Annotated in this window: 21 protein-coding genes; 10 read left to right on the top strand and 11 right to left on the bottom strand. The window is 56.2% G+C overall.

Annotated elements, in window-relative coordinates; translation table 11 throughout:
• The first annotated feature begins 118 nt into the window (after positions 1-118).
• Both BD01_RS03965 and BD01_RS03960 read left to right on the top strand, forming a co-directional pair.
• Positions 119-412, top strand: coding sequence for a hypothetical protein (locus BD01_RS03965; RefSeq protein WP_156927382.1), 294 nt, complete (start codon positions 119-121; stop codon positions 410-412).
• 31 nt (positions 413-443) lie between these two features.
• Positions 444-1,364, top strand: a complete 921-nt coding sequence (locus BD01_RS03960) for an SDR family oxidoreductase (RefSeq protein ID WP_042690303.1) — start codon at positions 444-446, stop codon at positions 1,362-1,364.
• Here BD01_RS03960 and BD01_RS03955 read toward each other — a convergent pair.
• From BD01_RS03955 to BD01_RS03945, 3 genes are all read right to left on the bottom strand, one after another.
• Complete coding sequence (locus BD01_RS03955; protein ID WP_042690301.1) at positions 1,349-2,785, bottom strand: DUF2341 domain-containing protein; 1,437 nt, start codon at positions 2,783-2,785, stop codon at positions 1,349-1,351. The two genes, BD01_RS03960 and BD01_RS03955, sit on opposite strands and share 16 nt — an antisense overlap.
• Positions 2,786-2,868: 83 nt before the next feature.
• Positions 2,869-5,382 (bottom strand): CDC48 family AAA ATPase, encoded by a 2,514-nt coding sequence (locus BD01_RS03950; RefSeq protein WP_042690299.1) that lies wholly within the window; start codon positions 5,380-5,382, stop codon positions 2,869-2,871.
• Complete coding sequence (locus BD01_RS03945) at positions 5,379-6,134, bottom strand: hypothetical protein (RefSeq protein WP_042690297.1); 756 nt, start codon at positions 6,132-6,134, stop codon at positions 5,379-5,381. Before BD01_RS03945 ends, BD01_RS03950 begins: the two co-directional genes overlap by 4 nt.
• A gap of 88 nt (positions 6,135-6,222) precedes the next feature.
• On the opposite strand from BD01_RS03945, the gene BD01_RS11230 reads away from it, so the two are divergent.
• Positions 6,223-6,363, top strand: coding sequence for a hypothetical protein (locus tag BD01_RS11230; RefSeq protein ID WP_156927381.1), 141 nt, complete (start codon positions 6,223-6,225; stop codon positions 6,361-6,363).
• A 73-nt stretch (positions 6,364-6,436) separates the two neighbouring features.
• Positions 6,437-7,639, top strand: a complete 1,203-nt coding sequence (locus tag BD01_RS03940; protein ID WP_042690294.1) for a molybdenum cofactor synthesis domain-containing protein — start codon at positions 6,437-6,439, stop codon at positions 7,637-7,639.
• On the opposite strand, the gene BD01_RS03935 is transcribed toward BD01_RS03940, so the two are convergent.
• A complete protein-coding gene (locus BD01_RS03935; protein WP_042690293.1) occupies positions 7,636-8,721 on the bottom strand; it encodes an ATP-binding protein in 1,086 nt (361 codons plus the stop codon). The genes BD01_RS03940 and BD01_RS03935 overlap by 4 nt on opposite strands.
• A 117-nt stretch (positions 8,722-8,838) precedes the next feature.
• Between BD01_RS03935 and serS the strand changes: the two genes are divergently transcribed.
• A complete protein-coding gene (gene serS, locus BD01_RS03930) occupies positions 8,839-10,206 on the top strand; it encodes a serine--tRNA ligase (RefSeq protein WP_042690290.1) in 1,368 nt (455 codons plus the stop codon).
• A gap of 101 nt (positions 10,207-10,307) precedes the next feature.
• A complete protein-coding gene (locus tag BD01_RS03925; RefSeq protein ID WP_042690287.1) occupies positions 10,308-11,564 on the top strand; it encodes an ATP-binding protein in 1,257 nt (418 codons plus the stop codon).
• On the opposite strand, the gene BD01_RS03920 is transcribed toward BD01_RS03925, so the two are convergent.
• A complete protein-coding gene (locus tag BD01_RS03920) occupies positions 11,561-12,265 on the bottom strand; it encodes a nucleotidyltransferase domain-containing protein (protein WP_042690284.1) in 705 nt (234 codons plus the stop codon). The genes BD01_RS03925 and BD01_RS03920 overlap by 4 nt on opposite strands.
• An 82-nt stretch (positions 12,266-12,347) precedes the next feature.
• Between BD01_RS03920 and BD01_RS03915 the strand changes: the two genes are divergently transcribed.
• Positions 12,348-12,770: a hypothetical protein gene (locus tag BD01_RS03915; protein ID WP_042690282.1), complete on the top strand. Its 423-nt coding sequence runs from the start codon at positions 12,348-12,350 to the stop codon at positions 12,768-12,770.
• Here the strand turns inward: BD01_RS03915 and BD01_RS03910 are convergent.
• From BD01_RS03910 to minD, 6 genes are all read right to left on the bottom strand, one after another.
• Positions 12,757-13,947: a hypothetical protein gene (locus BD01_RS03910; protein WP_042690279.1), complete on the bottom strand. Its 1,191-nt coding sequence runs from the start codon at positions 13,945-13,947 to the stop codon at positions 12,757-12,759. The genes BD01_RS03915 and BD01_RS03910 overlap by 14 nt on opposite strands.
• Positions 13,948-13,999: 52 nt before the next feature.
• Positions 14,000-15,019, bottom strand: a complete 1,020-nt coding sequence (locus BD01_RS03905) for an L-threonylcarbamoyladenylate synthase (RefSeq protein WP_042690277.1) — start codon at positions 15,017-15,019, stop codon at positions 14,000-14,002.
• Positions 15,020-15,059: 40 nt separating this feature from the next.
• Positions 15,060-16,088: a glycosyltransferase family 4 protein gene (locus BD01_RS03900; protein WP_042690274.1), complete on the bottom strand. Its 1,029-nt coding sequence runs from the start codon at positions 16,086-16,088 to the stop codon at positions 15,060-15,062.
• A 21-nt stretch (positions 16,089-16,109) separates the two neighbouring features.
• Positions 16,110-17,549: a DUF7411 family protein gene (locus BD01_RS03895; RefSeq protein WP_042690271.1), complete on the bottom strand. Its 1,440-nt coding sequence runs from the start codon at positions 17,547-17,549 to the stop codon at positions 16,110-16,112.
• A gap of 97 nt (positions 17,550-17,646) precedes the next feature.
• Positions 17,647-18,387 (bottom strand): ATP/GTP-binding protein, encoded by a 741-nt coding sequence (locus BD01_RS03890; protein ID WP_042690269.1) that lies wholly within the window; start codon positions 18,385-18,387, stop codon positions 17,647-17,649.
• On the bottom strand, positions 18,384-19,121 hold the full coding sequence (minD, locus tag BD01_RS03885) for a cell division ATPase MinD (RefSeq protein ID WP_042690266.1): 738 nt from the start codon (positions 19,119-19,121) through the stop codon (positions 18,384-18,386). The genes BD01_RS03890 and minD overlap by 4 nt, the downstream gene beginning before the upstream one ends.
• A gap of 69 nt (positions 19,122-19,190) precedes the next feature.
• On the opposite strand from minD, the gene BD01_RS03880 reads away from it, so the two are divergent.
• From BD01_RS03880 to BD01_RS03870, 3 genes are all read left to right on the top strand, one after another.
• A complete protein-coding gene (locus BD01_RS03880; protein ID WP_042690264.1) occupies positions 19,191-20,999 on the top strand; it encodes a PINc/VapC family ATPase in 1,809 nt (602 codons plus the stop codon).
• Positions 21,000-21,047: 48 nt separating this feature from the next.
• Positions 21,048-21,416, top strand: a complete 369-nt coding sequence (locus BD01_RS03875; protein WP_042690263.1) for a hypothetical protein — start codon at positions 21,048-21,050, stop codon at positions 21,414-21,416.
• Between the two features lie 99 nt (positions 21,417-21,515).
• Complete coding sequence (locus BD01_RS03870; RefSeq protein ID WP_042690261.1) at positions 21,516-22,076, top strand: Maf-like protein; 561 nt, start codon at positions 21,516-21,518, stop codon at positions 22,074-22,076.
• The last annotated feature ends 203 nt before the right edge of the window (positions 22,077-22,279 follow it).

The raw sequence follows: 22,279 nt of genomic DNA, 5'->3' as shown, positions 1-22,279 counted from the left end.
TGGTTTCGAAATTGGCAGAAATTTGTTAATCCTCTGCCGGTGGTCTTGAGAATTTCAACGTCCCGGAGCACAACCTTAAAGTACGTTGGTGCCCAATGTAGTAATGTGATGCCCAATGGTGAAGGCCCCAAAGGTTAACGTTAGGGTTGTCCTGGAAAACGGCAAGTTGCTTCTCGTTGAGTGCCCAAGTGAAGAGATAATCTGCGAGTTCACCCTGGACGACCTTGCGGAGATTATTGAGTTCCGCTACGCAACGCCTTGGAACAAGAGCAAGGATATCCTAGAAAAGCTCGTCATAATCATAAACGACCTCGTTGATGCTTACTCAAACGTCCCCGAGAGACCCCCCACGAAGGACGACCTGATGAAGGCCGTGAAGCTCAGGATGAGCTACTCGGAGAAAGAGACTTAAGGGGCCCGGTTCTACTCCCCTGGGGTTGAACATGAGGAACAAGCTAATCGTCGTCACCGGGGGAGCCGGCTTCATAGGCTCGCACATAGCCTGGGAGCTGGTCAGGGACAACGAGGTCATCGTTATTGACAACCTCTACACCGGGAAAGCTGAGAACGTTCCGCCCGGAGCAAAGCTGGTTAAGGCCGACGTGAGGGACTACGAGGCGATAGCTGAACTGGTGAGCAACGCCGACTACGTCTTCCACGAGGCGGCCCAGGTGAGCGTCGTCGAGAGCATACGTGACCCGGTCTTCACTGAGGAAGTAAACGTTCTCGGAACCCTCAACATCCTCAGGGCTCTTCTTGATGGACACGGAAAGCTCATATTTGCATCATCGGCGGCAGTTTACGGAGACAACCCCAACCTCCCGCTGAAGGAAAGGGAACGGCCGAGACCGCTCTCGCCCTACGGTGTGACGAAGGCAACTGCCGAGGAGTACCTTCGCGTTTACCACGAGCTCTACGGTTTGCCTGTGGTTTCTCTCCGCTACTTCAACGTCTTCGGGCCGAGGCAAAGTGCCAACCAGTACGCGGGGGTGATAAGCATCTTCATCAACAGGGCACTGGCAGGGGAGCCGCTGGTGATCTTCGGCGACGGCAAGCAGACGCGCGACTTCATATACGTGAAGGACGTCGTTAGGGCGAACATTCTCGCGGCCGAGAGCAGGTGCGCCAACGGGAGGGTCTTCAACGTTGCAACCGGAAAGCAGACGAGCATCCTCGAACTCGCGATGAAAATAATCGAGATAACCGGGACAACGAGCTCGATAATCTTCGACAAGCCGAGGCCCGGCGACATAAGGCACAGCCTCGCGGACATAACGGAAATCAAAAAGCTCGGCTTCGAGCCGAAGTGGAGCCTCGAAGAGGGACTTAAGAAGACTGTGGAGTGGTATCAGGGGCGGAAGTAGAGGGTGAAAGTGTAGGCCCCACCTCCGATACTCGCTCCACAGTCAGATGGGACTATAACCCTTGGTGCAGGATATACGATTGGCCTTATCCCTACCCATTCATATACGCTTGGTCCACCATACCGCTGTCCTAACATGAAATACCTTGCTAAAGTTTGGCTACCAGTCCAGTATCCAGCAATAAACTCGGACAGCTCAAAGTACAACCTCGTGTGCACGCTGGCATTGTAAATGTAGTTGACAATGGAATAAACGCCAGGCCCCCATGAGGGTAACGTTCCTACTGGGGCTCCACCGTTGTTGACTCTGTCCGGTGCGCTTCCCTCAACTACATAGATTGAATCGTTTCCCGTGGTTCCCAGGCCATAATAGTATCCAGCGTTATCTACGACCGATATGAAATAGGGCCCAAGCCATGTAGGGAGAACTACACTGCCCAATGACGGTTTGCCCAAAGTAGCGTTTGTGTCTACTGCGTATCCAGGATATCTAGATAGTAAAAAGTTGCTTACGTCATAATTTATCTGGTAAACCCTACCTCTACCTAGACTTCCTCGCAGTGATATTTGAGTATCATTAAAGTACCAGAACACTCTGTTTGGATTGAAGTACTGACTTGTCCCCGTTCCGTTGAGGTGTATTATTATCTCCCGCACGGAGTTTGCTGGCACGGTATAGTTCACCCAGAACCATATTTTTCCATTGGTTGAATCGTTGAACGCCCAGAAATACAGCTGTTTCCCGGAGGAATCCGTTACGTAAACCTTGGAGAGGTCCGGAACGCACGATGGAGAAACTGTGAAGTTAATCACGTAGTTTCTCAGCTCTGGATTTCCAGTGTTGTTTACAGTTATTCTAATCTCACTGACGTTTAGAGGGGGCGGCGAGTAATGTCCTGAGCCAGTCCCAACTTCAAATACCGTAACACCTATCTTCCCATTGCAGGATGCCAACCCCCCAAGGATGATACTGGTGACGTTAAGAATCTCTGGCTGGGGATAAAAGGAGGGAAGAACTACATACTGTGGGTGACTGCTAATAGTGAGCGGATAAACTATTCCCGCTGATACCTCTGAGTTCGTCGAGAACGTGGCTCTGACGACATCGAGGGTTGGATAAGTATCACCAAAGGAACGGTATCCTAAAATCTCAATTTTGGCGGTGAAATTAACCGGCCCACTCACGTCGTTGGAGAAAACAACGGATGCGCCAGTGAGCGTCCACGTTTGAATAATCCCCCCCGATTTTGACCAGTGAAGGGTAATCGTCGCCCACGTAATCGGGCTCTTAACTTGGCATGCTCCCAAGCCGAGGGGCTGAACCTTCACGCTGATGTCCGGCACAGCCAAGCTTAACCCAACTGTTAGTATTGCAACGAGGATGCCCGCGAGGGTTCTTCTGAGTAACCTGACTGAATCCATCGCAATTCCTTGCTGGAAAGTCCTTAAATCATTAACCTTTTTTGGAGAAAAGGAAGTTAGAAAAACTTCCGGTTGTAAAACGGTCAGAAGGTGTAGTAGTCCACGCCCCCGCGCTCCCTCTCGGGCTTTCTCTTCCTGCCCTCCTCGAAGTTCTTGTAGTAATCAATCATGTAGGGCGTTATGCTGGGCTTGACCTTCTTCATGGCCTCCTCGAAGTCCCTCCTTGAGACCTTGAGCTTCTCGAGGAACTCCTCGCTCTCGCTCTCAACGAGCTCGCTCGGAAGTTCGCGCATGACCCTGCGCATCGCTATCAGTGCCGCTTCCCTCACCAGCGCTTCCAAGTCCGCACCGGAGTAGCCCTCAGTCCTTTTCGCCAGCTCAGCAAGGTTGACGTCCTTCGCGAGGGGGACGCGCCTCGTGTGGACCTTCAGTATCTCCAGCCTGGCCTTCTCGTCGGGCGCCGGAACGAGCACGAGTCTGTCAAAGCGCCCTGGCCTGAGCAGGGCCGGGTCGAGTATGTCGGGCCTGTTCGTTGCCGCTATAACCACGACGCCGCTGTTCCGCTCTATGCCGTCCATCTCAGTCAACAGCTGGTTGATGAGCCTGTCCGTAACGCGGTCGCCTTCAGCACCTCTCGCGGGCGCTATCGCGTCAATCTCGTCTATGAATATCACCGTCGGAGCCGCCTGTCTCGCTTTCCTGAATATCTCCCTTATCCTCTTCTCGCTCTCGCCAACCCACTTGCTCAGAACTTCCGGCCCGCGGATTCCGATGAAGTTAGCCTCGCTCTCGTTCGCCACGGCCTTCGCGAGTAGCGTTTTACCCGTTCCCGGCGGACCGTAGAGGAGTATGCCCCTTGGGGGCGTTATGCCGAGCCTCTCGAACGCCTTCGGGTACTTGAGGGGCCATTCTACCGCCTCTCTGAGCTCCTGTTTGACGTCCTCAAGGCCTCCAATGTCGTCCCAGCGGACGTTGGGAACCTCTATGAGAACCTCCCTGAGCGCTGAAGGCTCGACCATCTTGAGGGCCTCGTAGAAGTCCTCCTTCCTGACGCGGAGCTCCTGAAGAACCTCCGGCGGTATCTTCTCCTGCTCGGGACTTATCTTGCCCTCGTTTATCAGCCTCCTCAGGACGACCATAGCGGCTTCCCTTGCGAGGGCCGCGAGGTCCGCTCCAACGAACCCGTGCGTCTTGTCGGCAATCTCCTCGAGCATCTTGTCGATGAGCCTGCTCCGCACTTCAGCGTAGATTTCACCCTCGCTCTTGAGGGCCTCCTTGACCTCCCCTTCGTCCCGTGCCTCCTCAACCCTGCGAATCAGCGATTCAAGCTTTTTCTCATCGAAGGAGCCCTTGGACTTCATTTCCCTCAGAATCCTGAGGACGGTGGCCTTGTCGTAGTCCGGCTCAAGGGGCATTCCCCTGGTGTGTATCTGGAGTATCTCCTTCCTGCCCTGCTTGTCCGGGACACCGACCTCAATCTCCCTGTCAAACCTTCCTGGCCTCCTGAGGGCCGGGTCAATGGCGTCGGGCCTGTTGGTTGCGGCGATGACTATGACCTTACCCCTGCTCTTCAGACCGTCCATGAGGGTAAGCAACTGGGAAACAACCCTCTTCTCGACCTCTCCAACGACTTCCTCCCTCTTCGGAGCGATGGCATCAATCTCGTCGATGAAGATTATGCTCGGGGCGTTCTCCTCGGCTTCCTTGAAAATCTCCCTTAGGCGCTCCTCGCTCTCGCCGTAGAACTTGCTCATTATCTCGGGTCCGTTGATGGCTATGAAGTGGGCGTTGGCTTCGTTCGCTACCGCCTTCGCGAGGAGCGTCTTACCGGTTCCGGGCGGACCGTAGAGCAGGACACCCTTCGGCGGCTCGATTCCAAGCCTTTCGAAGAGCTCTGGGTGCTTGAGGGGAAGCTCGACCATCTCGCGAATCTTCTGAATCGCGTCGCTCAGGCCACCGATGTCCTCGTAGGTGACCTCTGGAATGCTCTCCTCGCGGACCTCAACGGCCTGCGGGAGAACCTCCACTTCAGTGTTGTAGGTTATCTGGACTATTCCCTTGGGAACCGTGTTTACAACAACGAACTTGAGCTCGCCGAAGCCGAGAGGCATCGCCTCGAAGAGACCGCGCAGCAGGTCGTCGAAGGGGGAGCCGCCGTAGTAGGTCTCGCTCCTGTTGCTTGCAACGAGGAGGTCGCCCTTGACGACGGGCCTGCCGAGGAGGTTCTGTTTGACCAAATCTCCGGGAATCTGGATGAAAACTCCCTTCTGGGCCGGTGCAAGCACTACTTTCTTCGCCTCCTGAACCTCAGCGCGTTTGACAGTCACGTAGTCGCCTATGCTCACCCCCGCGTTCCTCCTAATGTAGCCATCCATCCTGATTATGTCGAGTCCCCTGTCGTCCGGGTGCGGATTCGCCACTATCGCTGCCGTCGTCCTCTCGCCGACGAGCTCGACGATGTCGCCCGGTTCAACACCGAGTTGCCTCTGGTACTTTCTGTCAAATCTAACTATGCCCCTGCCGACGTCCCTCTTCAGGGCCTCGGCAACCCGGAGCTTAACCTCATCAACCCTCTCGGGTCCCTTTCCGAATATCATCTTGAACGCCTCCTGTGAAGTTCAATCGCCTCCTCAAGGGTCAGGTTCCCGAGGGCAACCTCCCTCGCGAGGCTTGAGGGGATTGTTATGTTACCGCTCAGCTCCCTACTCCTTCTCTTAATATCCTCGATTTCCCTTTTCGTGGGTTCTTTTACCTCGAGGAGCTCCCCTATCGTCGTCTCCCTTCCGCCCCTCAGGCCGATGTTGATTGAAGCGACTATATCAACGACGGAGGAGCTCTCGATTCCGCCAACCTTCGGCGTTGTTCTGAACTCGTTGACGACGATTATCGGGTAATCGTAGCCGAGCATCTCGCCGAGGGCCTTGAGGGTCATCGTCCTGTGCCTTTTAGCGCCGTGGCCGATTTTTATCCTCGCACCTGGGTACTTCTCAAGCAGGTCAACAACGATTTCAACGTCCCTCGGGCTTCCGAGGCGGTGAACCTCTATAACCCTTCCATCGGCCACCACGCTCAAACCCGGCCTCGCTCCGGGGTCTATTGCGATGAAGACGTTCTTAAACCTCTCCCTCCCTTCGAGCTTCGCGAGGAGTTCGTCTATGAAGTTCTCATCGTGAACGATGACCTTGACCGGGAAGTCCACCTTATCCCTCTCGCCTGTCAGGACGACCTCAACGTCGTAGGGAATCCTCTCGCCAACGCGCAGGCTCAGGAAGGGAATTCGGTACTCCTTCAGGACCTTCGTGGCAGTGTAGTAGACCCGCGCGTCGTTTGTGATAATCGCGACCCTCATGGTTTCCACTTCTCACGGGGGATATAAACCTTTTTCGAGGCGGTAAAATTTATAGGCTCCCCCCGCGAACATCTTACGAGGGGAGAGTATGGACCCACCCAAGAAGAAGAAAGTGGTGGATGAGGAAGAGGAGTTCCTTGACGAGGAGTTCGAGCTCGAGGAATGGGAGGACGAGGACTGGGAGGAAGAGTGGGAGGACGAAGACTGGGAAGATGAGGACGAGTGGTGAGCTTTCCGGTTAAACGTTCTCGTTTACGCAACCCATTTATACGCCAAGACTTTTCTTTTCTCCCGGTGATAGAATGGCGTTCCTCAAAGTCGTGCCCCTTGAAAAGGCCCTTGAGGTCATAGACTCCTTCCCGCTCGAACCAAAGGTCGAGAGGGTTCCGCTGGGCGAAGCCCTCGGCAGGGTTCTGGCTGAGGACGTCGTTTCGCCGATAAACGTGCCCCCCTTTGACAGGGCAACCGTTGACGGCTACGCGGTTAGGGCAGAGGACACATTCATGGCAAGCGAGAGCGAGCCCGTCAGGCTCAAGGTAATCGGCGAGGTGAACGCCGGGGACTTTCCCGACTTCGAGCTGAAGCCCGGCGAGAGCGTCTACATCTCCACCGGCGCTCCTTTGCCCAAAGGCGCCGACGCGGTGATACAGTTCGAGGACGTTGACAGAGACGGCGACGAGGTAATCATCTACAAGCCCGCCTATCCCGGTCTCGGTGTCATGAAAGCCGGAGCCGACATACCCAAGGGCAAGCCCCTCCTGAAGCGCGGGACGAGGCTCGGCTTCAAGGAGACCGCCCTGCTTTCTGCCGTTGGACTTGCCGAGGTTCCGGTCTTCAGGAAACCGAAGGTGGCCGTCATAAGCACGGGCAACGAGCTGGTTCTCCCGGGCGAGGGGCTGAAGCCGGGCCAGATTTACGACATCAACGGGAGGGCCATAGCCGACGCCGTCAGGGAGCTTGGATGTGAAGCGGTTTTCCTCGGCATAGCGAAGGACGACCGAGAGAGCCTGAAGGCCCTGATAGAGAAGGGCGTTGAGTGCTGTGACATCGTAATCCTCAGCGGTGGCGCGAGCGGTGGGATAAGGGATTTGACCAGCTCGATAATCGAGGAGCTCGGCGAGGTTAAGATACACGGCATAGCGATTCAGCCCGGAAAGCCGACGATAATCGGCCTGATAGGCGGAAAACCGGTCTTCGGCCTCCCTGGCTATCCGACAAGCTGTCTGACGAACTTCACCCTGCTCGTCGCCCCGCTCCTGAGGAGGCTCATCGGAAGGGAGAGCGAGGTCAGGAAGGTCAAAAAGAGGCTCGCCCACAAGGTCTTCTCGGTGAAGGGCAGGAGGCAGTTCCTCCCGGTGAGGATAGAGGGCGAAAAGGCCGTTCCGATACTCAAGGGAAGCGGGGCCGTCACGAGCTTCATTGATGCGGACGGCTTCATCGAGGTTCCTGAGAACGTGGAGATACTTGAGGCAGGGGAAGAGGTTGAGGTTACCTTCTTCGGCTAAACGCCGTACTCCCTCGCCCACCTTTCGTATTTCTTCAGCAGTTCCCTCTTGATGGGGCTCTTTACCCTCTTGAAGGCGTAGCGGAAGTCCTTCGCCTCAAGGGGCCTTATCGTGAGCTCCTTCCCCGCTATCGAGCCCACCTTGAGGGGGTCGCTCAGCTCGGGGTTCATCTCCTCCAGCATGTGGAGAACCGCGAAGGTGCAGGCGTTAGCTATCTCCCTCCCCGAGTAGAGCTTTTTCACCGCCACCCTAGCCAGGGATTCCAGCGTTACCCTCAGGGGAAGCCCCCGCAGATGAATCGCGAAGATTTCTCGCGCGCCTTCCTCATCCGGCAGTGGCACGTAAATCCTGAGCGGGAAGCGGGATAGCATGGCCTCGTCGAGGTCCCAGGGTGCGTTGGTCGAGGCGAGCGTGATTACCCCCCCGGAGTCCTGAAAGCCGTCCATCTCGGCCAGAATTGTTCCCAGGAGCCTCCGCCCGGCGTCCTCCATCGAAGAGCGCTTCATTGCGAGCGCATCGAACTCGTCTATGAAAACGACGCTTGGAGCCTTCTGCCTCGCGAGGGCGTAGATTGACGACGCTATCTTGCTTGACTCGCCGAAGTACTTGCTGAGGACGTCGCTGACCTTGACGCCGATGAAGGTGGCTTTCATACTGCCGGCGAGGGCCTTTGCAAGGAGCGTTTTTCCCGTCCCGGGCGGGCCGAAGAGGAGAACTCCCTTCCAGGGCTTGAAGCCCCCCGGAACCTTCGCCATCGTCATTCCGACGGCCTGGGCGAGGAGCTTTTTGGCCTCCTTCAGCCCGCCAACGTCCTCCCAGGTTACGTTGGAGCTTGTGATTAGCCTCTCAACCCCGTTCGAGCGCTTTTTAACGTCCACCTCAACGTTCTCTGCCTTCCGCTCCCAGTCCTCGGCCAGCTTGAGGTAATAGTGAGAAAACTGCAACTCCTCGGATGCGAGCTTCCTTAAGAGGCCGGCGCACTGGAGGGCGAAGAAACGCGCCTTTCCCGCGTTGCCCTCCTCAAGGGCCCTCTCGTAGAGGCGCTCGTACCTGTGGAGAAGCGACGAGTAAGCCACCTTCATCGCGCCGGCCCCTCTGAGGACTTCGGCGCGCGCTCTTATAGCGCTTTTGTGTAGGTGGTTGTGTAGCTTAGGAAACCTTTTTTAAAGGCCTCCCCGTTCTTTGGTTAGGTGTTGGCTATGCTCGACATAAAGCTCATCCGCGAAAAGCCCGAGGTCGTCAAGAAGGACCTCATCAAGAGGGGCGAAACCGAGAAGGTCAAATGGATTGACGAAATCCTTGAACTCGACAGGAAGTGGCGCGAGAACCTGAAGAAAATCAACCAGCTCAGGAAGGAGCGCAACCAGCTTGCCATACAGATAGGCAAGCGCAAGAAGGCTGGAGAGCCGATAGACGACCTCCTCGCGAGGAGCAACGAGATAGTGAAGCAGATTGAGGAGCTTGAGAAAGAAGTTGAGGCCCTGAAGAAGAAAATCGACTACTACCTGTGGCGTTTGCCCAACATCACCCACGAGAGCGTTCCGGTTGGTGAAAGCGACGAGGACAACGTGCCGATTAGGTTCTGGGGCAAGGCCAAGGTCTGGGAGGGCTTCCTTGAGACCTTCAAGGAGCAGAGCCTTGGAAAGATGGAGTACGAGGTTTTGAGCTGGAGGCCGAGGCTCCACGTTGACATGCTTGAGCTTTTAAGGGGAGCAGACCTCGAGAGGGCCGCGAAGGTGAGCGGTGCGAGGTTCTACTACCTCCTCAACGAACTGGTAATACTGGATTTGGCCTTAATCCGCTTCGCCCTCGACAAGCTCATCGAGAAGGGCTTCACGCCGGTTGTCCCGCCCTACATGGTGCGCCGCTTCGTCGAGGAAGGTGCCACCACCTTCGAGGACTTTGAAGACGTCATATACAAGGTTGAGGGCGAGGACCTCTACCTTATTCCAACGGCGGAGCACCCGCTCGCTGGAATGCACGCCAACGAAATCCTCGACGGAAAAGATTTGCCCCTCCTCTACGTCGGTGTCAGCCCCTGCTTCAGGAAAGAGGCCGGAACGGCCGGAAAGGACACCAAGGGAATCTTCAGGGTGCACCAGTTCCACAAGGTCGAGCAGTTCGTCTATTCGAGGCCTGAGGAGAGCTGGGAGTGGCACGAGAAGCTCATAGCCAACGCCGAGGAGATATTCCAGGAGCTTGAGATTCCCTACAGGGTCGTGAACATCTGCACCGGCGATTTGGGTTACGTCGCGGCCAAGAAGTACGACATCGAGGCCTGGATGGCGGGCCAGGGCAAGTTCCGCGAGGTCGTCAGCGCGAGCAACTGCACCGACTGGCAGGCGAGGAGGCTCAACATCCGCTTCCGCGACAAGACCCACGAGAAGCCGAAGTTCGTCCACACGCTCAACTCGACGGCGATAGCGACTTCGAGGGCAATCGTCGCCATACTCGAGAACCACCAGACGGAGGAGGGCGTTGTAAAGCTCCCGAAGGCCCTCTGGAAGTACACCGGCTTCAAGGAGATTCTGCCCGCGAGCATGAAGGAGAAGTGCTGTCAGGGCTGAATCCCTTTCTTCTTTTGTTTGCTCGTAGTCTCGCGCTTCTTGGACGGCGTACAGTACAAGGGTTTATAAAGGGTTGTACTGTATGTAGTCCATGATGGGTCATGATTGAGAGGGAAACCTGGGCCGAGGTCGTTCTCGATTACCGTTCGCTTCCCTTCGAGGGCATAGAGCGAGAAATCGAGGTTAAACTTCCCAACACCCAGATGGCAGTGGCGATAATCGGGCCGAGGAGGGTGGGGAAGACCTACCTCATGCGCCAGATTATGGAGGGGCTTAAGGCTGAGGGCGTCCCCGAGGAGAGCATCGCCTACGTGAACCTCGAGGACCCAAGGCTTGTTGGAGCTTCCCTTGATGACCTGATGACCCTGCTCGAAGTTCTGAGGGAGATGGGAGGAGAAAAGTTCTACCTCTTCCTCGATGAGGTTCAGGCTGTTGAGGGCTGGGAGCGCTTCGTTCGATATCTTCTTGACACAGGGCACAGGGTCTTTGTCTCCGGCTCCTCCTCAAAGCTCCTCTCGAAGGAGATAGCGACCCAGCTGAGGGGTCGTTCTATAGGAGTTCGCGTCTTTCCCTTCTCGTTCCGCGAGTTCCTGAGGGCCAGGGGATTCCAGTTCAAGCGCTACCTTTCGAGCGCCGAAAAGGCCCGCCTCAGGGCGCTTCTTGGGGAGTACCTGGAGTGGGGGGGCTACCCCGAGGCCGTGCTCAACCCCCACATGAGGATTGAAGTCCTGAAGGGAATCCTCGACCTCGCGATATACCGCGACATCGTGGAGCGCTGGGATGTTAGAAACGTCTCCGCTTTACGTTTGCTCCTCAAAATCCTCGCCCGCTCAAGCCACCTCACGCTCACAAAAGCGTATTCGACGATGAAGAGTCTCGGAATCTCGATAGGCAAGGGGACGGTTGCGGATTACCTTGAATACCTGAGCGATGCCTTCATACTGCACAGGCTTCCCCCCTACGTGAAGTCCTATAAGAAGGCTGAACTGCTCGGCTTCAAGCCTTACCTCGTTGATAACGGCCTCCTCCGAATTATGGGGGTCAAAGACAGAGGGAGATTGCTCGAAAACCTCGTCATGGTCGAGCTCCTCAGGAGGGGCTTTGAGCCGGAGGAGGATTTGTTTTACGTCCCCGGCGACGGCTGGGAGGTGGATTTCCTCGCTGGAGACGAGCTGATTCAGGTTAGCTACGAACTTCACCCGCTCAACAGGGAGCGTGAGCTTGGAGCGCTCGCGAAAGCCGTGAAAAGAACCGATGCCGAAAGGCTCACGGTCGTTACCTTCGCGGATAAGGGGAGCGTTGAGTTGAACGGAAAACGGATTGAGGTTGTCCCGCTCCACGAGTGGCTTCTGCGCTAAACCCCTCCCCGCTCCCTCACCTTCCTCCTGACGTTCGGGTCGCGGTCTGCGATTATCTTCAAGGCCTCCTCGAAGGTCATCCAGTCCGGAACCTCCTCGTTGAGGTAGATGCCTGTCCTTCCAATCGCGTCCCTTCTCGTGAGAACGTGGACGCGCTCCGTAACTATGTCAACGCTAACGCCGAGGATTTTCGCCACCTCGCTCTCCCTTCCAACGACTTCGCGCTCGATGTGGCCCCTCTCGGTGGGGATTATCAGAATCAGCTTCTTGTTCACTCCCGGAACGCGCTCCTTCGTCTTGACGCCCCACAAATCAATTGCCCCTCCCCAGCGGTAGAAGTCCAGCTCCCTGTCGGTCGGCTCGATGAGTGGAAACGTCACGGTCGTTTCTTCATCAATCTCAATCACGCCTTTTATCAGGTGCCATGGAGTTGCCATGACTATCTTCCTTCTCCTCACGAGCCCTTCGAGGGCCAGCTCTATGAGGTAGCTCGGAACCCTAATCGGGATGAAGATGTCTATGTCGCTGTCCCTTCTCACGTCGCCCCTCGCGACGCTTCCGTAGAGCAGGGGGTCGAACTGTGTTAGGCGCTCCATTATAGCTAAGGCTTTCTCGCGCTTCTCCCAGAGGTAGCGCCACCTCTTCGGGGTGTAGATGATTTCCCTCTCGTCCCAGACGCGAACAACCTTTTCCCTCGGCATCGGTGCAACTTCGGCGGGAACTTTTAAAGGCCTACCGATAGCGTTTTATACAACCCTGTTGACTTCGGGATGGTGAAAGAAGATGCCGGTGTTGGGCTACAACATAACGAAGGTTGAGATGGAAAAGCTGACGTCGAACATTCCCCCAGGGCAGATTGAGGTCAAGCTCTCTCCGAAAATCGAGGAACTTCGCCTCGGTGAAATAAGGACTCCGACCGGGAAGATGAACGGAATCGAGGTTCTTTTCGACTTCCAGGTCGAGTACAATCCTCAGATTGCCAGGGCCTCTGTGAAAGGGGCAATACTCTACATGCCTCCCCAGAAGGACAAGATTGATGACATACTTACAGCATGGGAGGACGAAAAGAAGCTGGACTCCGTTCTGCTCGTTGAGGTCGTTAACTTCCTCTCAATGGAGCTTACTCCGATGCTGGTAGTAATAGCAAAGGAGATGCGCCTTCCCTACCACGTCCCAATTCCGAGGGCCGAGCTCAGAACTCAGTGATGCCCTCTGCCTCGAGTATTTTCCTTCTTATCTCCGCCAGTTCGTCTCTCTTTTCTAGTATCTTGTCAGCGACCTCAAAGGCCTTGGGGAGATTGTTCTTCTTCAGGTGGAACTCCACCACGTCAACTTCATCAAGAACCTCCGCGGAGCCTTTCTGAGAGGCGTAGACCTTCGCAACCGCGAGCCTCACGCGGGTTCTGTGGTGAAGTCCGCTCATCAGCTCGAGGGCGCTCTTGTAGGCGTTCATCGCTTCCTCGACCTTTCCAACGCCTATCAGTGCCTCGGTGACCTCCATGAGCTTGTGCGATGCCATCTTATCGTTTCCAGACGCGCGGTGGGCACTGACGACCTGGTTGAGCATCCTTATTGTGTTGATGCCTATCAGCTTTGCCCTTCCGCTGTTGCCCGCGAGCAGGTAAGCGTACTGGGCCTTAACGAGGTAACTGGTGGTTCCGTCAAGGTCTCCTTCGGAGTACGCCAGCTTGCTGGCCCTCTCGTAGTTCTTCGCGGCGGTGTCCATCATCTCCTTAAAGTGGGCGTCGTAGCCGAATATTACCTTCGTGTAGCGCGCCAGTTCGTAAAACGCATCTGCCGCCGCGCCTGCGTCCCCCTCTCCGAGTTTTGCCTCGGCAATCTGGCCGTAGAGGCTTATAAGCTTCTCCGCGACCTTTCTTGCCTCTTCTTCAGAGCCCGCCAGCCTGTAATAGCGGAACGCTGACTCGTAGGCCCTTATTGCGAGTGGTATGTCGCTCGCCTCCTCGTAGGAGTTTCCGAGGTCCTCGTAGATGCTGGCAAACTCTAGTGCATACTTGCCAAGCAAGCGGGTGTCGTTGAGGGTAGCGAAGACCTCAAGAACGCTGAAGCAGTAATCGTCGAGAACGTCTATGTCAACCTCGGGCTTTGAAATCTCTTCCTCGATGAGGTCTATGTAGAGGTAAGCACTCTTGAGGAGCGAAGGCCTGGCCTTCTCGATTCCAGCTCGCTTGGCAAGGAAGTAACCCAGATAACGGTACAGTCTCGCGGCGTTTTCCTTATCTCCTCTCGCCTCGTACCCCTTGGCCGCCCGAAGGATTAGTTTAAGCCCTTCCTTGGCTTTACCCTCATCTACGTATTTGAACCCGAGCTCCTCAAGTTCTTCAGGTGAAGAGTCAATACCCGGCGAAATCAAAGTCCTCACCCCGCCCACTCGAATCGGGTTGATTTAATCGAAAGCAATATTTAAGCGTTGCCTAAGCGCGAATTATTCGGTAACCCGAAGCCTTTCTCAGCCTGTTCATGACGGCTAAGCCCAAGCCCCGCTCTTCAACCCCCTCGGCGATTATGACGTCAACTCCGCGCCTGTCGAGCTCCCTAAGAGCCCTAAACAGGTTCTTGGCAACGTCCTCAAGGGTTTCCCCGAGGTGGAAGAACTCGTCGGCCTCGAACTCCTCGGTGGCCATTACTCCCACGCGGTAGCCCTTCGAGCGGTACTCCGCAATGAGCTCCTCAATCTTCTCTCTTACCCTCTCCCTCGGCCCCTCGACCACCACAACCGGGGCGTTCGGCGAGTAGTGCCTGTACTTCATTCCCGGCGCCCTCGCGAGGTCAACGGCCTTCCCCTTAACGGCCGGGTGAATCTCGACAGGGCCGATGACCTTCTCAATCTCCTCCAGCGGTAAACCACCGGGCCTGAGGAGCGTCGGCCTCTCGGAGCTGAGGTCTATCACCGTCGACTCGACACCTACCCACGTTGGCCCGCCGTCGATTATCGCCTCTATCCTGCCGTAGAAGTCATCGACCACGTGCTCTGCTAGGGTTGGACTCGGCTTCCCGCTTATGTTGGCGGAAGGCGCCGCGATAGGCGTGCTGGCCCTTATCAGTGCGAGCGCTATCGGGTGGGCCGGCATTCTCACGGCAACGGTGTCGAGTCCGCCGGTTGTAACGAGCGGAACCTCTTCCCTCTTCGGCAGGACGAGGGTTAGGGGCCCCGGCCAGAACTTCTCCGCCAGGAGCTTGGCCTCCTTGGGAATCTCCCTCGCGAGCTTCTTAAGGTCGTCAAACTCCGCTATGTGGACTATGAGCGGGTTATCCGCTGGCCTACCCTTGGCTTCAAAAATCCTCCTCACGGCCTTTTCGTTCAGCGCATCTGCACCGAGTCCGTAAACCGTCTCCGTTGGAAACGCGACCAGCTTTCCCTCTATGATGAGCCTCCCAGCGACCTTAATCTTCCTCTCGTCCAGACCGTCTCGCATGTTTATCACAATCGTCATGCTCTCACCCGTGGAAATCCCTAAAAAAGCCGTTAAAAACCTATCCCGTGAGGGACTCGTAAAGGGCTTCAACCTCAATCGCGACCTTCTTCCCTGAGTAGAACCGGGCGACGCGCCTTCCAATTGCCCCTGCCTTCCGGTTCACCTTCGGCTCGAGGAGCGTTCTCACTGCCTCAACGAGCTCGTCAAAGCTCTCGAAGGTCAGCCCGTTCTTCCCCTCGCGTATCAGCTCTGGAATCGCACTCACTCGCCTTCCAACGGCCGGAACACCGAGGGAATTGGCCTCCAAAATCACGAGACCGAAGCCTTCCCTCCTCGATGGCAGGACGAGTAGCCTGCTCTCCGATAGAATTTTGTCCACGTCCCTCCTGTATCCAAGGAAGCGGACGTTGCCCGGGGCTTTCTCTTCAAGCTCCTTCCTCAGCGGGCCGTCGCCAACGACGAGGAACTCTTCCCCCGGAAAGTGCCTCGCGAGCTCGATGAAGGTTTCGGGCGACTTGTACTCCCTGAGTGCCCCGATAAAGGTGATGTACCTCCTCTCCGCCGGAATTTCCTCCAGCCCTTCAACGCCGTTGGGGATTACCCTGACGTTTTTTGCTCCAAGTCTCTGGGCGAGCTTGGCGAGGTATTGGCTGACAGTTATAACGGCGTCCGCCCTCTCGAGGCTCTTCCTTACATAGAGCCGGCCGAGGGTTAGCTTTGCAGTGTGCTCTAAATCGCTTCCGTGGGCAGTGACCACGAGCGGAAGGTTTAGTCTTTCCTTCGCCAGAACTCCGGCGAAGCTGGTCGTTCCAACGAAGTGGGCGTGAATTATATCGAACCCGAAGCGCCGGTGGAGTTCCACTATCTTCCTCGCACCTAAAAACGCGAAGCTCGTCCCCCTCAGCCCGTAAACCGGCGGAACCCTGACCTGATGAACCAAGTCCTTCTCGAAGTCCCTCGGCTCGACCGGGCCGTATGTGAGAACGTGAACCTCGTGCCTCTTTCTCAACTCTCGGACGAGGTTGTCAAGGTGCCTCGCGACGCCCCCGCCGTGCGGTGGATAGTGGCCGACCATGAGGATTCTCATGTGCCAGGATTGGAAAAGGGGTTAAAAAGCGTTTGGAAATGTCTCGCGGAAGAGCCTTTCGGCAAATTCTCTCAGCGAGAGCCCTTCCTTCTTCGCGAGCTTTTCAAGGAGCTTCTGCGCCCTGCTACCGTACTGCATGGCCTTCTTCTCCCGGTTTGCTATCCACTCCGGGACTCCGAGCCTTGAAGCGAGCCTCCTGAGGATTACCTTTCTCTCCCCTCCGGATATCTTGAGCTCGCCCGGGGTCCTTAGGGCTATGCCGACTACCGGGAGCGAGAGGAACGGGAAGCGCCCTTCGACCTCGTTGAGCATCGCTATCTTGTCGTCGCGCGCGAGGTTCCGCTCGGCTATGTTGAGCAGGTCCTCCCACATGAGCTCTGGTCTCTCGATGTACTTCGCGTAGCCCCCGAAGAGCTCGTCCGCCCCCTGCCCGCTCAGGAGAACCTTTACACCGTCCCTTTTAGCAAGCCCGGTGGCGAAGTAAAGGGGAATCCCTATGGCGAGGTTCATCGGATTCGGCTCCTCGATGGCGAAGATGACCCTCTCGACGGCTTCTTCCACGTCGTTCAAATCAAAAACCCTCTCCCTCAGCTCCCAGCCGAAGTAATCTGCCACTTTCCTCGCCCACTCCAAGTCCAGACTGTCCTCGGTTCCGGCGGTGTATAGGACGACATCTGAGTGCCTCGACGCGAGATAAGCGATGAGCGTGCTGTCGAGCCCGCCGGAGAAGAGGATTCCTGTCCTTTGGGCGCTTCTAAGCTTTACCGCGTAGTTGAGAACGTTTTCAAGTCCCTTTAGAACACTCTCACCCGGAAGGGGCTTTCCCTTCAGGCACTCCAGTGAGAACAGCCTCGCGCGCCTGATTCCTTCTCCCAGAACGACGAGCTCGCCGGGCTCGACTGGAATTGCCCTCTCCCCAATCGCCCAGAGAACCTTCTTCTCGCTGGCGAAGAAGCCGTTGGGTGAGAAGTAAAGGGGTCGTATCCCCATCGGGTCCCTGAACAGGTAAATCCTCTCTCCGTCGGAGAAGGCCACCGAGTAGTCGCCTTCAAGCCAGCGCATCGCCTCCTTAACCGCGTGGGGGAAGCTCAAACCCTTCTCCTTCAAAAACTCGATTAGGCGAAGTATTACCTCCGTGTCAACGTCGCTCTCAAAGGAAACGCCCTTCCCCTCAAGGAACCCCCGAATCTGGATGTGATTGTAGATTTCGCCGTTGTGAACGAGAGCTAACTCGTTAACGAAGGGCTGTGTGAAGGTTTTTGAACCTGTCATAGCTAATCTGCACTGGAGGAGGCCTATCCTTCCGTCAGGAACCTCGTTCAGCCTTGAGAAGTCGCTTGACTTGAGTACTCCCCCGTCCGTCCAGACGCCGAAGCTGTCTGGCCCGCGGTGTTTTCCGGCTAAGGCCATCCTTATGAGCCTCTCCCTGACCTCACCGATTCCACCGGCGATAAGGCACATGCTCTCACCCATCTTCCTTCGAGAGGGAGGAGAAAAGCCTTCGCCCTTCCCACTTGTGAGAGTTTGCAGGGAAAAAAAGCGTTCCTTGAACGCCCGTTCACGTCAGGTCTCCGCAGGTGCAGTAATGCTCATAAGCCACTGTCTCAAGTTCGTCAAAGCCTTCCCTTGTTTTGGCCGAGAGGTAGAGAACCCTCGTCGGCGGGGCCAGCTCCGGAAGCGTTGAGCAGAGCTTGTACGCCAAAAGCCCCTGGGTTGAAGGTTCGAGCTTGAGCCTCGCGGTTAAATACTCAACGTCGTCGAGGTACTTCCTCAGCTCGTCAACGCTGGCCGTGTCTATTTTGCTCAGCGCCGGAACGGTCGTTATTCCGAGCCTGAGGTCTATCATGAGGCCGAAGAAGAGTGCGAAGCAGAAGTCGGTCGGCTTCCTCAGTATCTCCGGTGAGAAGAGGTATACACCCAGGGCGTCGGGGAAGGCCTCCATCAGCTTTACCCCGAACTCGTGGAAGAGGAAGGTCTCCATCTGGCCGGGAGTGTCTATGAGAACGTAGTCGCTTCTTCCATCGAGCTCCCTGATTCTTTCGGCGTAGTCATTGACCTTCGGAACGAGGAGGTCGTAGCTCCTGACTATCGCCCCGTTCGGACCCAAACCTTCCTCCATGAGCTCCCACGCTGTTACGTCGTCGCGCACATCGACGTCCGGCCGGTAGGGGAGCTTTCTAACGCCCGTGTCGAGGTTGACGTACGAGACCGAGTAGCCGTTCTCCTCAAGATACTTTCCGAACTCGGCCGTTAGGGTTGTCTTCCCGCTCCCCGCGGTGCCTATGAAGGCCAGAATCATCCCATCACCCTCGCCTTGAAGCCCGCTATCCTCACGACCGTCTCGGCCAGCTCGTAGAAGGCCTTTGCGCCGTCGGAGTCGGGGGCGTACTCGACGACGGGGACTCCCTCAAGCGTCGCCTCCCTGACCTTCGGGTCCTCCGGGACGACGACCAAAAGCGGGACCTCCATGACCTCCTCTGCAACGTCTGGAGGGATGTCGTTGTCGCTCCTGCCGTAGCGGTTCAGGACGAAGCCGAGAACGGCCAGACCGGCCTTTTTGAGGACGATTCCAACCTTCATGGTGTCGGTTATGCACGAGATTTCCGGGTTCGTGACGAGGATTACCTCCTCCCCGCTCATCATCGCGTTCATCGCGTCCATCTGGAGCCCCGCGGGGCAATCAATGATGATGAAGTCGTAGTGGGGCTTGAGGGGCTTTATCGTGCCAGGTAATCGCCTTGGGTCGGCCCTTATGACGTGTTCCCAGTCAACGGCAGCAGGAACGAGGTAAACGTTATCGTAGCTCGTCGCGTAGATTGCATCATTAATCTGGGCCGTTCCGGCCAGAACGTCATGAATCGTCGTCTCGGCGTCGTCTATTCCCATGACGAGACTCAGGTTCGCCATCGTCAGGTCGGCGTCAATCGCCAGAACCTTGTAGCCCATCTTGCCGAGTGCTATCGAAAGGTTCGCGGTGGTGGTCGTTTTCCCGGTTCCACCCTTCCCGCTCGCAATCGAGATTAATCGGCCCATCATCCCACCCCTTTAAGGTTGGCCTAAACCTTTATGAACCTTTAGCCTCAGCGAAGAGCGGTGAGAGAGATGAGAGTGTTCGTTCCAGACACGAGCGTGATAGTTGATGGAAGACTAACGCAGTTCCTCTCAACCCTCGACGAGAAGGTCAAGGTTGTCGTTCCGGAAGCGGTCATAGCCGAGATAGAACACCAGGCCAACGAGGGGAAGGCGATAGGCCATACGGGCCTTGAGGAGCTCAAAAAGCTCCGCGACATGGCCGACAGGGGAGAGATTCTCCTCGAGTTCTACGGCGAGAGGCCGGAGCTCTGGCAGATTAGACGGGCCAAGGCCGGCGAGATAGACCACATGGTCCGCGAGACGGCAAAACAGCTCAACGCAACGCTAATCACCGGCGACCAGGTGCAGAGGGACATAGCGGTAGCCAAGGGCATCGACGTGATTTACCTGACCGCCAAGAAAGAGGTAAGGCACCGCCTCGAGGACTTCTTCGACGAGACGACGATGAGCGTCCACCTCAAGGCCGGAGTTAAGCCCCTCGCCAAGAAGGGGAAGCCCGGCGAGTGGAGGCTCGTCCCAATCCGCGACGAACCGCTAAGCGACGAGGAGCTGGAGGAGATAGCTGACGACATAGTGGAGAGGGCCAAGCGCGAGCCCGACAGCTTCATAGAGCTCGACGAGCCCGGAGCTACCGTCGTCCAGCTCAGGAACTACCGTATCGTCATAGCCAGGCCACCCTTCGCCGACAGGATAGAGATTACCGCCGTCAGGCCGGTTAAAAAACTCAGCATAGATGACTACGAGCTGAGCGAGAAGCTCCTCGAAAGGCTCAAGGACAAGGCCGAGGGAATACTCATAGCCGGTGCTCCCGGTGAGGGAAAGACGACCTTTGCCCAGGCTTTAGCTGAGTGGTACGCGAGCATGGGCAAGATAGTGAAGACGATGGAGAAGCCAAGGGACCTGCAGGTGAACGAGGAAATAACGCAGTACACCGCTCTAAACGGCAAGATGGAACTCACCGGCGACATACTACTTCTCGTCAGGCCCGATTACACGATATTCGACGAGATGAGGAAGACTAGCGACTTCAAGATTTACTCCGACTTGAGGCTCGCGGGCGTCGGAATGGTTGGGGTGGTTCACGCGACGAAGCCGATAGACGCGATACAGCGCTTCATCGGAAGGGTCGAGCTCGGAATGATACCGCAGATAGTCGACACCGTGATATTCATCAAGGCCGGCAGGGTTGCGAAGGTTCTGACGCTTGAATATCTCGTCAAGGTGCCGAGCGGAATGAAGGAGGAGGACCTCGCGAGGCCGGTGATAGAGGTCAGGGACTTCGAGACGGGCGAGCTTGAGTACGAAATCTACACCTACGGCGAGGAGATAAGCGTCGTTCCGGTCAAGAAGGAGGAGAAGGCCCCGGCACTGAGGCTCGCCGAGAAGAGGCTCAAGCAGGAGATTAAGAAGTTCCTGCCCGATGTTTACACCGAGGTCGAGATAGTCAGCCCGCACAAGGCCGTGATTTACGCCGACGAGTTCGACATTCCAGCAATCATCGGCAAGAAGGGCAAGCGCATCACCGAGCTGGAGAAGAAGATAGGCATAAGCATAGACGTCAAGAGCTTCGCCGAGCGCGAGGCTGAAAAGCCCAAGGAGAAGATACCCGTTGAGGTCGAGGAGAAGAAGAAAACGATTGTCCTTCGCGTCTCGCCCGACTACGCGAAGAAACCGCTCAAGTTCTACGGTGGTGAGCAGTACGTCTTCACCGCGACGCCGAGCAAGAAAGGCCTCGTCAAGGTGAGCAAGAGCACGCCGATAGGCAAGGAACTCAAGAGGCTCATCCAGGCTGGCATACCAATCTGGGCCAGCACCTGAAGTCCAAAGCTTTTTTAATGCCCCTTCCAATTCTTTTTGGTGGTGTCCATGAAGTACGACGTCGTTATCATTCCGGAGAGCTTCCACAAGTTCGACAAGCACAACATGGAGCACATCTGCCCTCCGATGGTCATCGGGGACAGGAGCTACGACATAGCGATGGAGATAGTGAACGGCGTTGACAGGGTCATAAAGGCAAACTTCAACGCGAGCGTCGAGGAGCTTGAGGGCGAGGACTGCGATGTTCTCTACAGGAAGTACACACTCGAAAAGGACGGCAGGAAGGGCATCGTCCACGTCAAGCTGAGGAGAATAGCCGAGAACTGCCCGCCGGTGGACGGAAACCGCTGTTCGGTCCTCGAGTTCGAGAGGGACGTCGAGTGCATAGTGAAGGCAATAGAGGAGTGCCTCGATTAGGCTCGGTTGCGAGGGTACTCATCACGGTTCAGCTAGCGAAATTGTCGTCATCGCCCGTTCAACTTGGGCGCTTTCCTTTTAACGTTTGGGGGTGAGTGAATGCTCGTTCTGGCGTCGGCTTCACCGAGGAGACGGGAGATACTGTCGCGCTTCATCGCTGACTTTCACGTAATCCCGAGCAACGCCGAGGAGAAGTGTTCCAGCACTGTTCCAGAGGAGTGCGCCGTCGAGCTTGCAAGGCTGAAGGCGCGGGAAGTTTATTCGCGCGTCGGCGGAACGGTCATCGGGGCTGACACAGTCGTCAGCATCGACGGAAAAATCCTTGGAAAGCCAGGGGACGAGAATGAAGCTTACGAGATGTTAAAGTCCCTCAGCGGAAGAATCCACCACGTCACGACCGGCTACTGCATAATCCACGAGGGGAGAGAGATAAGCGGTTCCGTGACGACGGAAGTCAAGTTCAGAAACCTTGACGACGAGCTAATCTGGGCCTACATAAGAACGGGCGAGTCGATGGACAAGGCCGGAGCCTATGGAATCCAGGGAAAAGCGGGCCTCTTTGTCGAGTGGATTAAAGGGGACTACTACAACGTCGTCGGCTTCCCGATGGAGATAATATGGAAGCTCAGGGAGCTTGGCTTTGATGTGTTATCACGCTGAAGTGCGTGGGTTTTTGAAGTGTAGGCATGTCTTGCTCCCATTTCAGTTTTAATCTGTCCTGTGGAGTTTGGGAATTGATTTTTGCTTTTTCATTGGTGTTGCCTCTTGTAATACTTTATGCTATTTAATGTAACAAATTTTCTTCGAAATGCTGAACAAAGCCCGGGGAGCCTATGGATTTAACCAAAACCTAGCGAAATCAT

Source organism: Thermococcus nautili, assembly GCF_000585495.1.
Lineage (GTDB): Archaea > Methanobacteriota_B > Thermococci > Thermococcales > Thermococcaceae > Thermococcus > Thermococcus nautili.
Note: the sequence above shows the minus strand (reverse complement) of the source record. Positions and strands in the feature narration are given on the sequence as shown.

Coding starts and splice junctions, on each gene's coding strand:
- BD01_RS03870 (WP_042690261.1), top strand. CDS start 21,516: ATGCTCGTTCTGGCGTCGGCTTCACCGAGGAGACGGGAGATACTGTCG.
- BD01_RS11230 (WP_156927381.1), top strand. CDS start 6,223: ATGGACCCACCCAAGAAGAAGAAAGTGGTGGATGAGGAAGAGGAGTTC.
- BD01_RS03890 (WP_042690269.1), bottom strand. CDS start 18,387: ATGATTCTGGCCTTCATAGGCACCGCGGGGAGCGGGAAGACAACCCTA.
- BD01_RS03925 (WP_042690287.1), top strand. CDS start 10,308: ATGATTGAGAGGGAAACCTGGGCCGAGGTCGTTCTCGATTACCGTTCG.
- BD01_RS03940 (WP_042690294.1), top strand. CDS start 6,437: ATGGCGTTCCTCAAAGTCGTGCCCCTTGAAAAGGCCCTTGAGGTCATA.
- BD01_RS03935 (WP_042690293.1), bottom strand. CDS start 8,721: ATGAAGGTGGCTTACTCGTCGCTTCTCCACAGGTACGAGCGCCTCTAC.
- BD01_RS03875 (WP_042690263.1), top strand. CDS start 21,048: ATGAAGTACGACGTCGTTATCATTCCGGAGAGCTTCCACAAGTTCGAC.
- BD01_RS03895 (WP_042690271.1), bottom strand. CDS start 17,549: ATGTGCCTTATCGCCGGTGGAATCGGTGAGGTCAGGGAGAGGCTCATA.
- BD01_RS03915 (WP_042690282.1), top strand. CDS start 12,348: ATGCCGGTGTTGGGCTACAACATAACGAAGGTTGAGATGGAAAAGCTG.
- BD01_RS03900 (WP_042690274.1), bottom strand. CDS start 16,088: ATGAGAATCCTCATGGTCGGCCACTATCCACCGCACGGCGGGGGCGTC.
- BD01_RS03950 (WP_042690299.1), bottom strand. CDS start 5,382: ATGATATTCGGAAAGGGACCCGAGAGGGTTGATGAGGTTAAGCTCCGG.
- BD01_RS03945 (WP_042690297.1), bottom strand. CDS start 6,134: ATGAGGGTCGCGATTATCACAAACGACGCGCGGGTCTACTACACTGCC.
- BD01_RS03880 (WP_042690264.1), top strand. CDS start 19,191: ATGAGAGTGTTCGTTCCAGACACGAGCGTGATAGTTGATGGAAGACTA.
- BD01_RS03960 (WP_042690303.1), top strand. CDS start 444: ATGAGGAACAAGCTAATCGTCGTCACCGGGGGAGCCGGCTTCATAGGC.
- minD (WP_042690266.1), bottom strand. CDS start 19,121: ATGGGCCGATTAATCTCGATTGCGAGCGGGAAGGGTGGAACCGGGAAA.
- BD01_RS03955 (WP_042690301.1), bottom strand. CDS start 2,785: ATGGATTCAGTCAGGTTACTCAGAAGAACCCTCGCGGGCATCCTCGTT.
- serS (WP_042690290.1), top strand. CDS start 8,839: ATGCTCGACATAAAGCTCATCCGCGAAAAGCCCGAGGTCGTCAAGAAG.
- BD01_RS03920 (WP_042690284.1), bottom strand. CDS start 12,265: ATGCCGAGGGAAAAGGTTGTTCGCGTCTGGGACGAGAGGGAAATCATC.
- BD01_RS03905 (WP_042690277.1), bottom strand. CDS start 15,019: ATGACGATTGTGATAAACATGCGAGACGGTCTGGACGAGAGGAAGATT.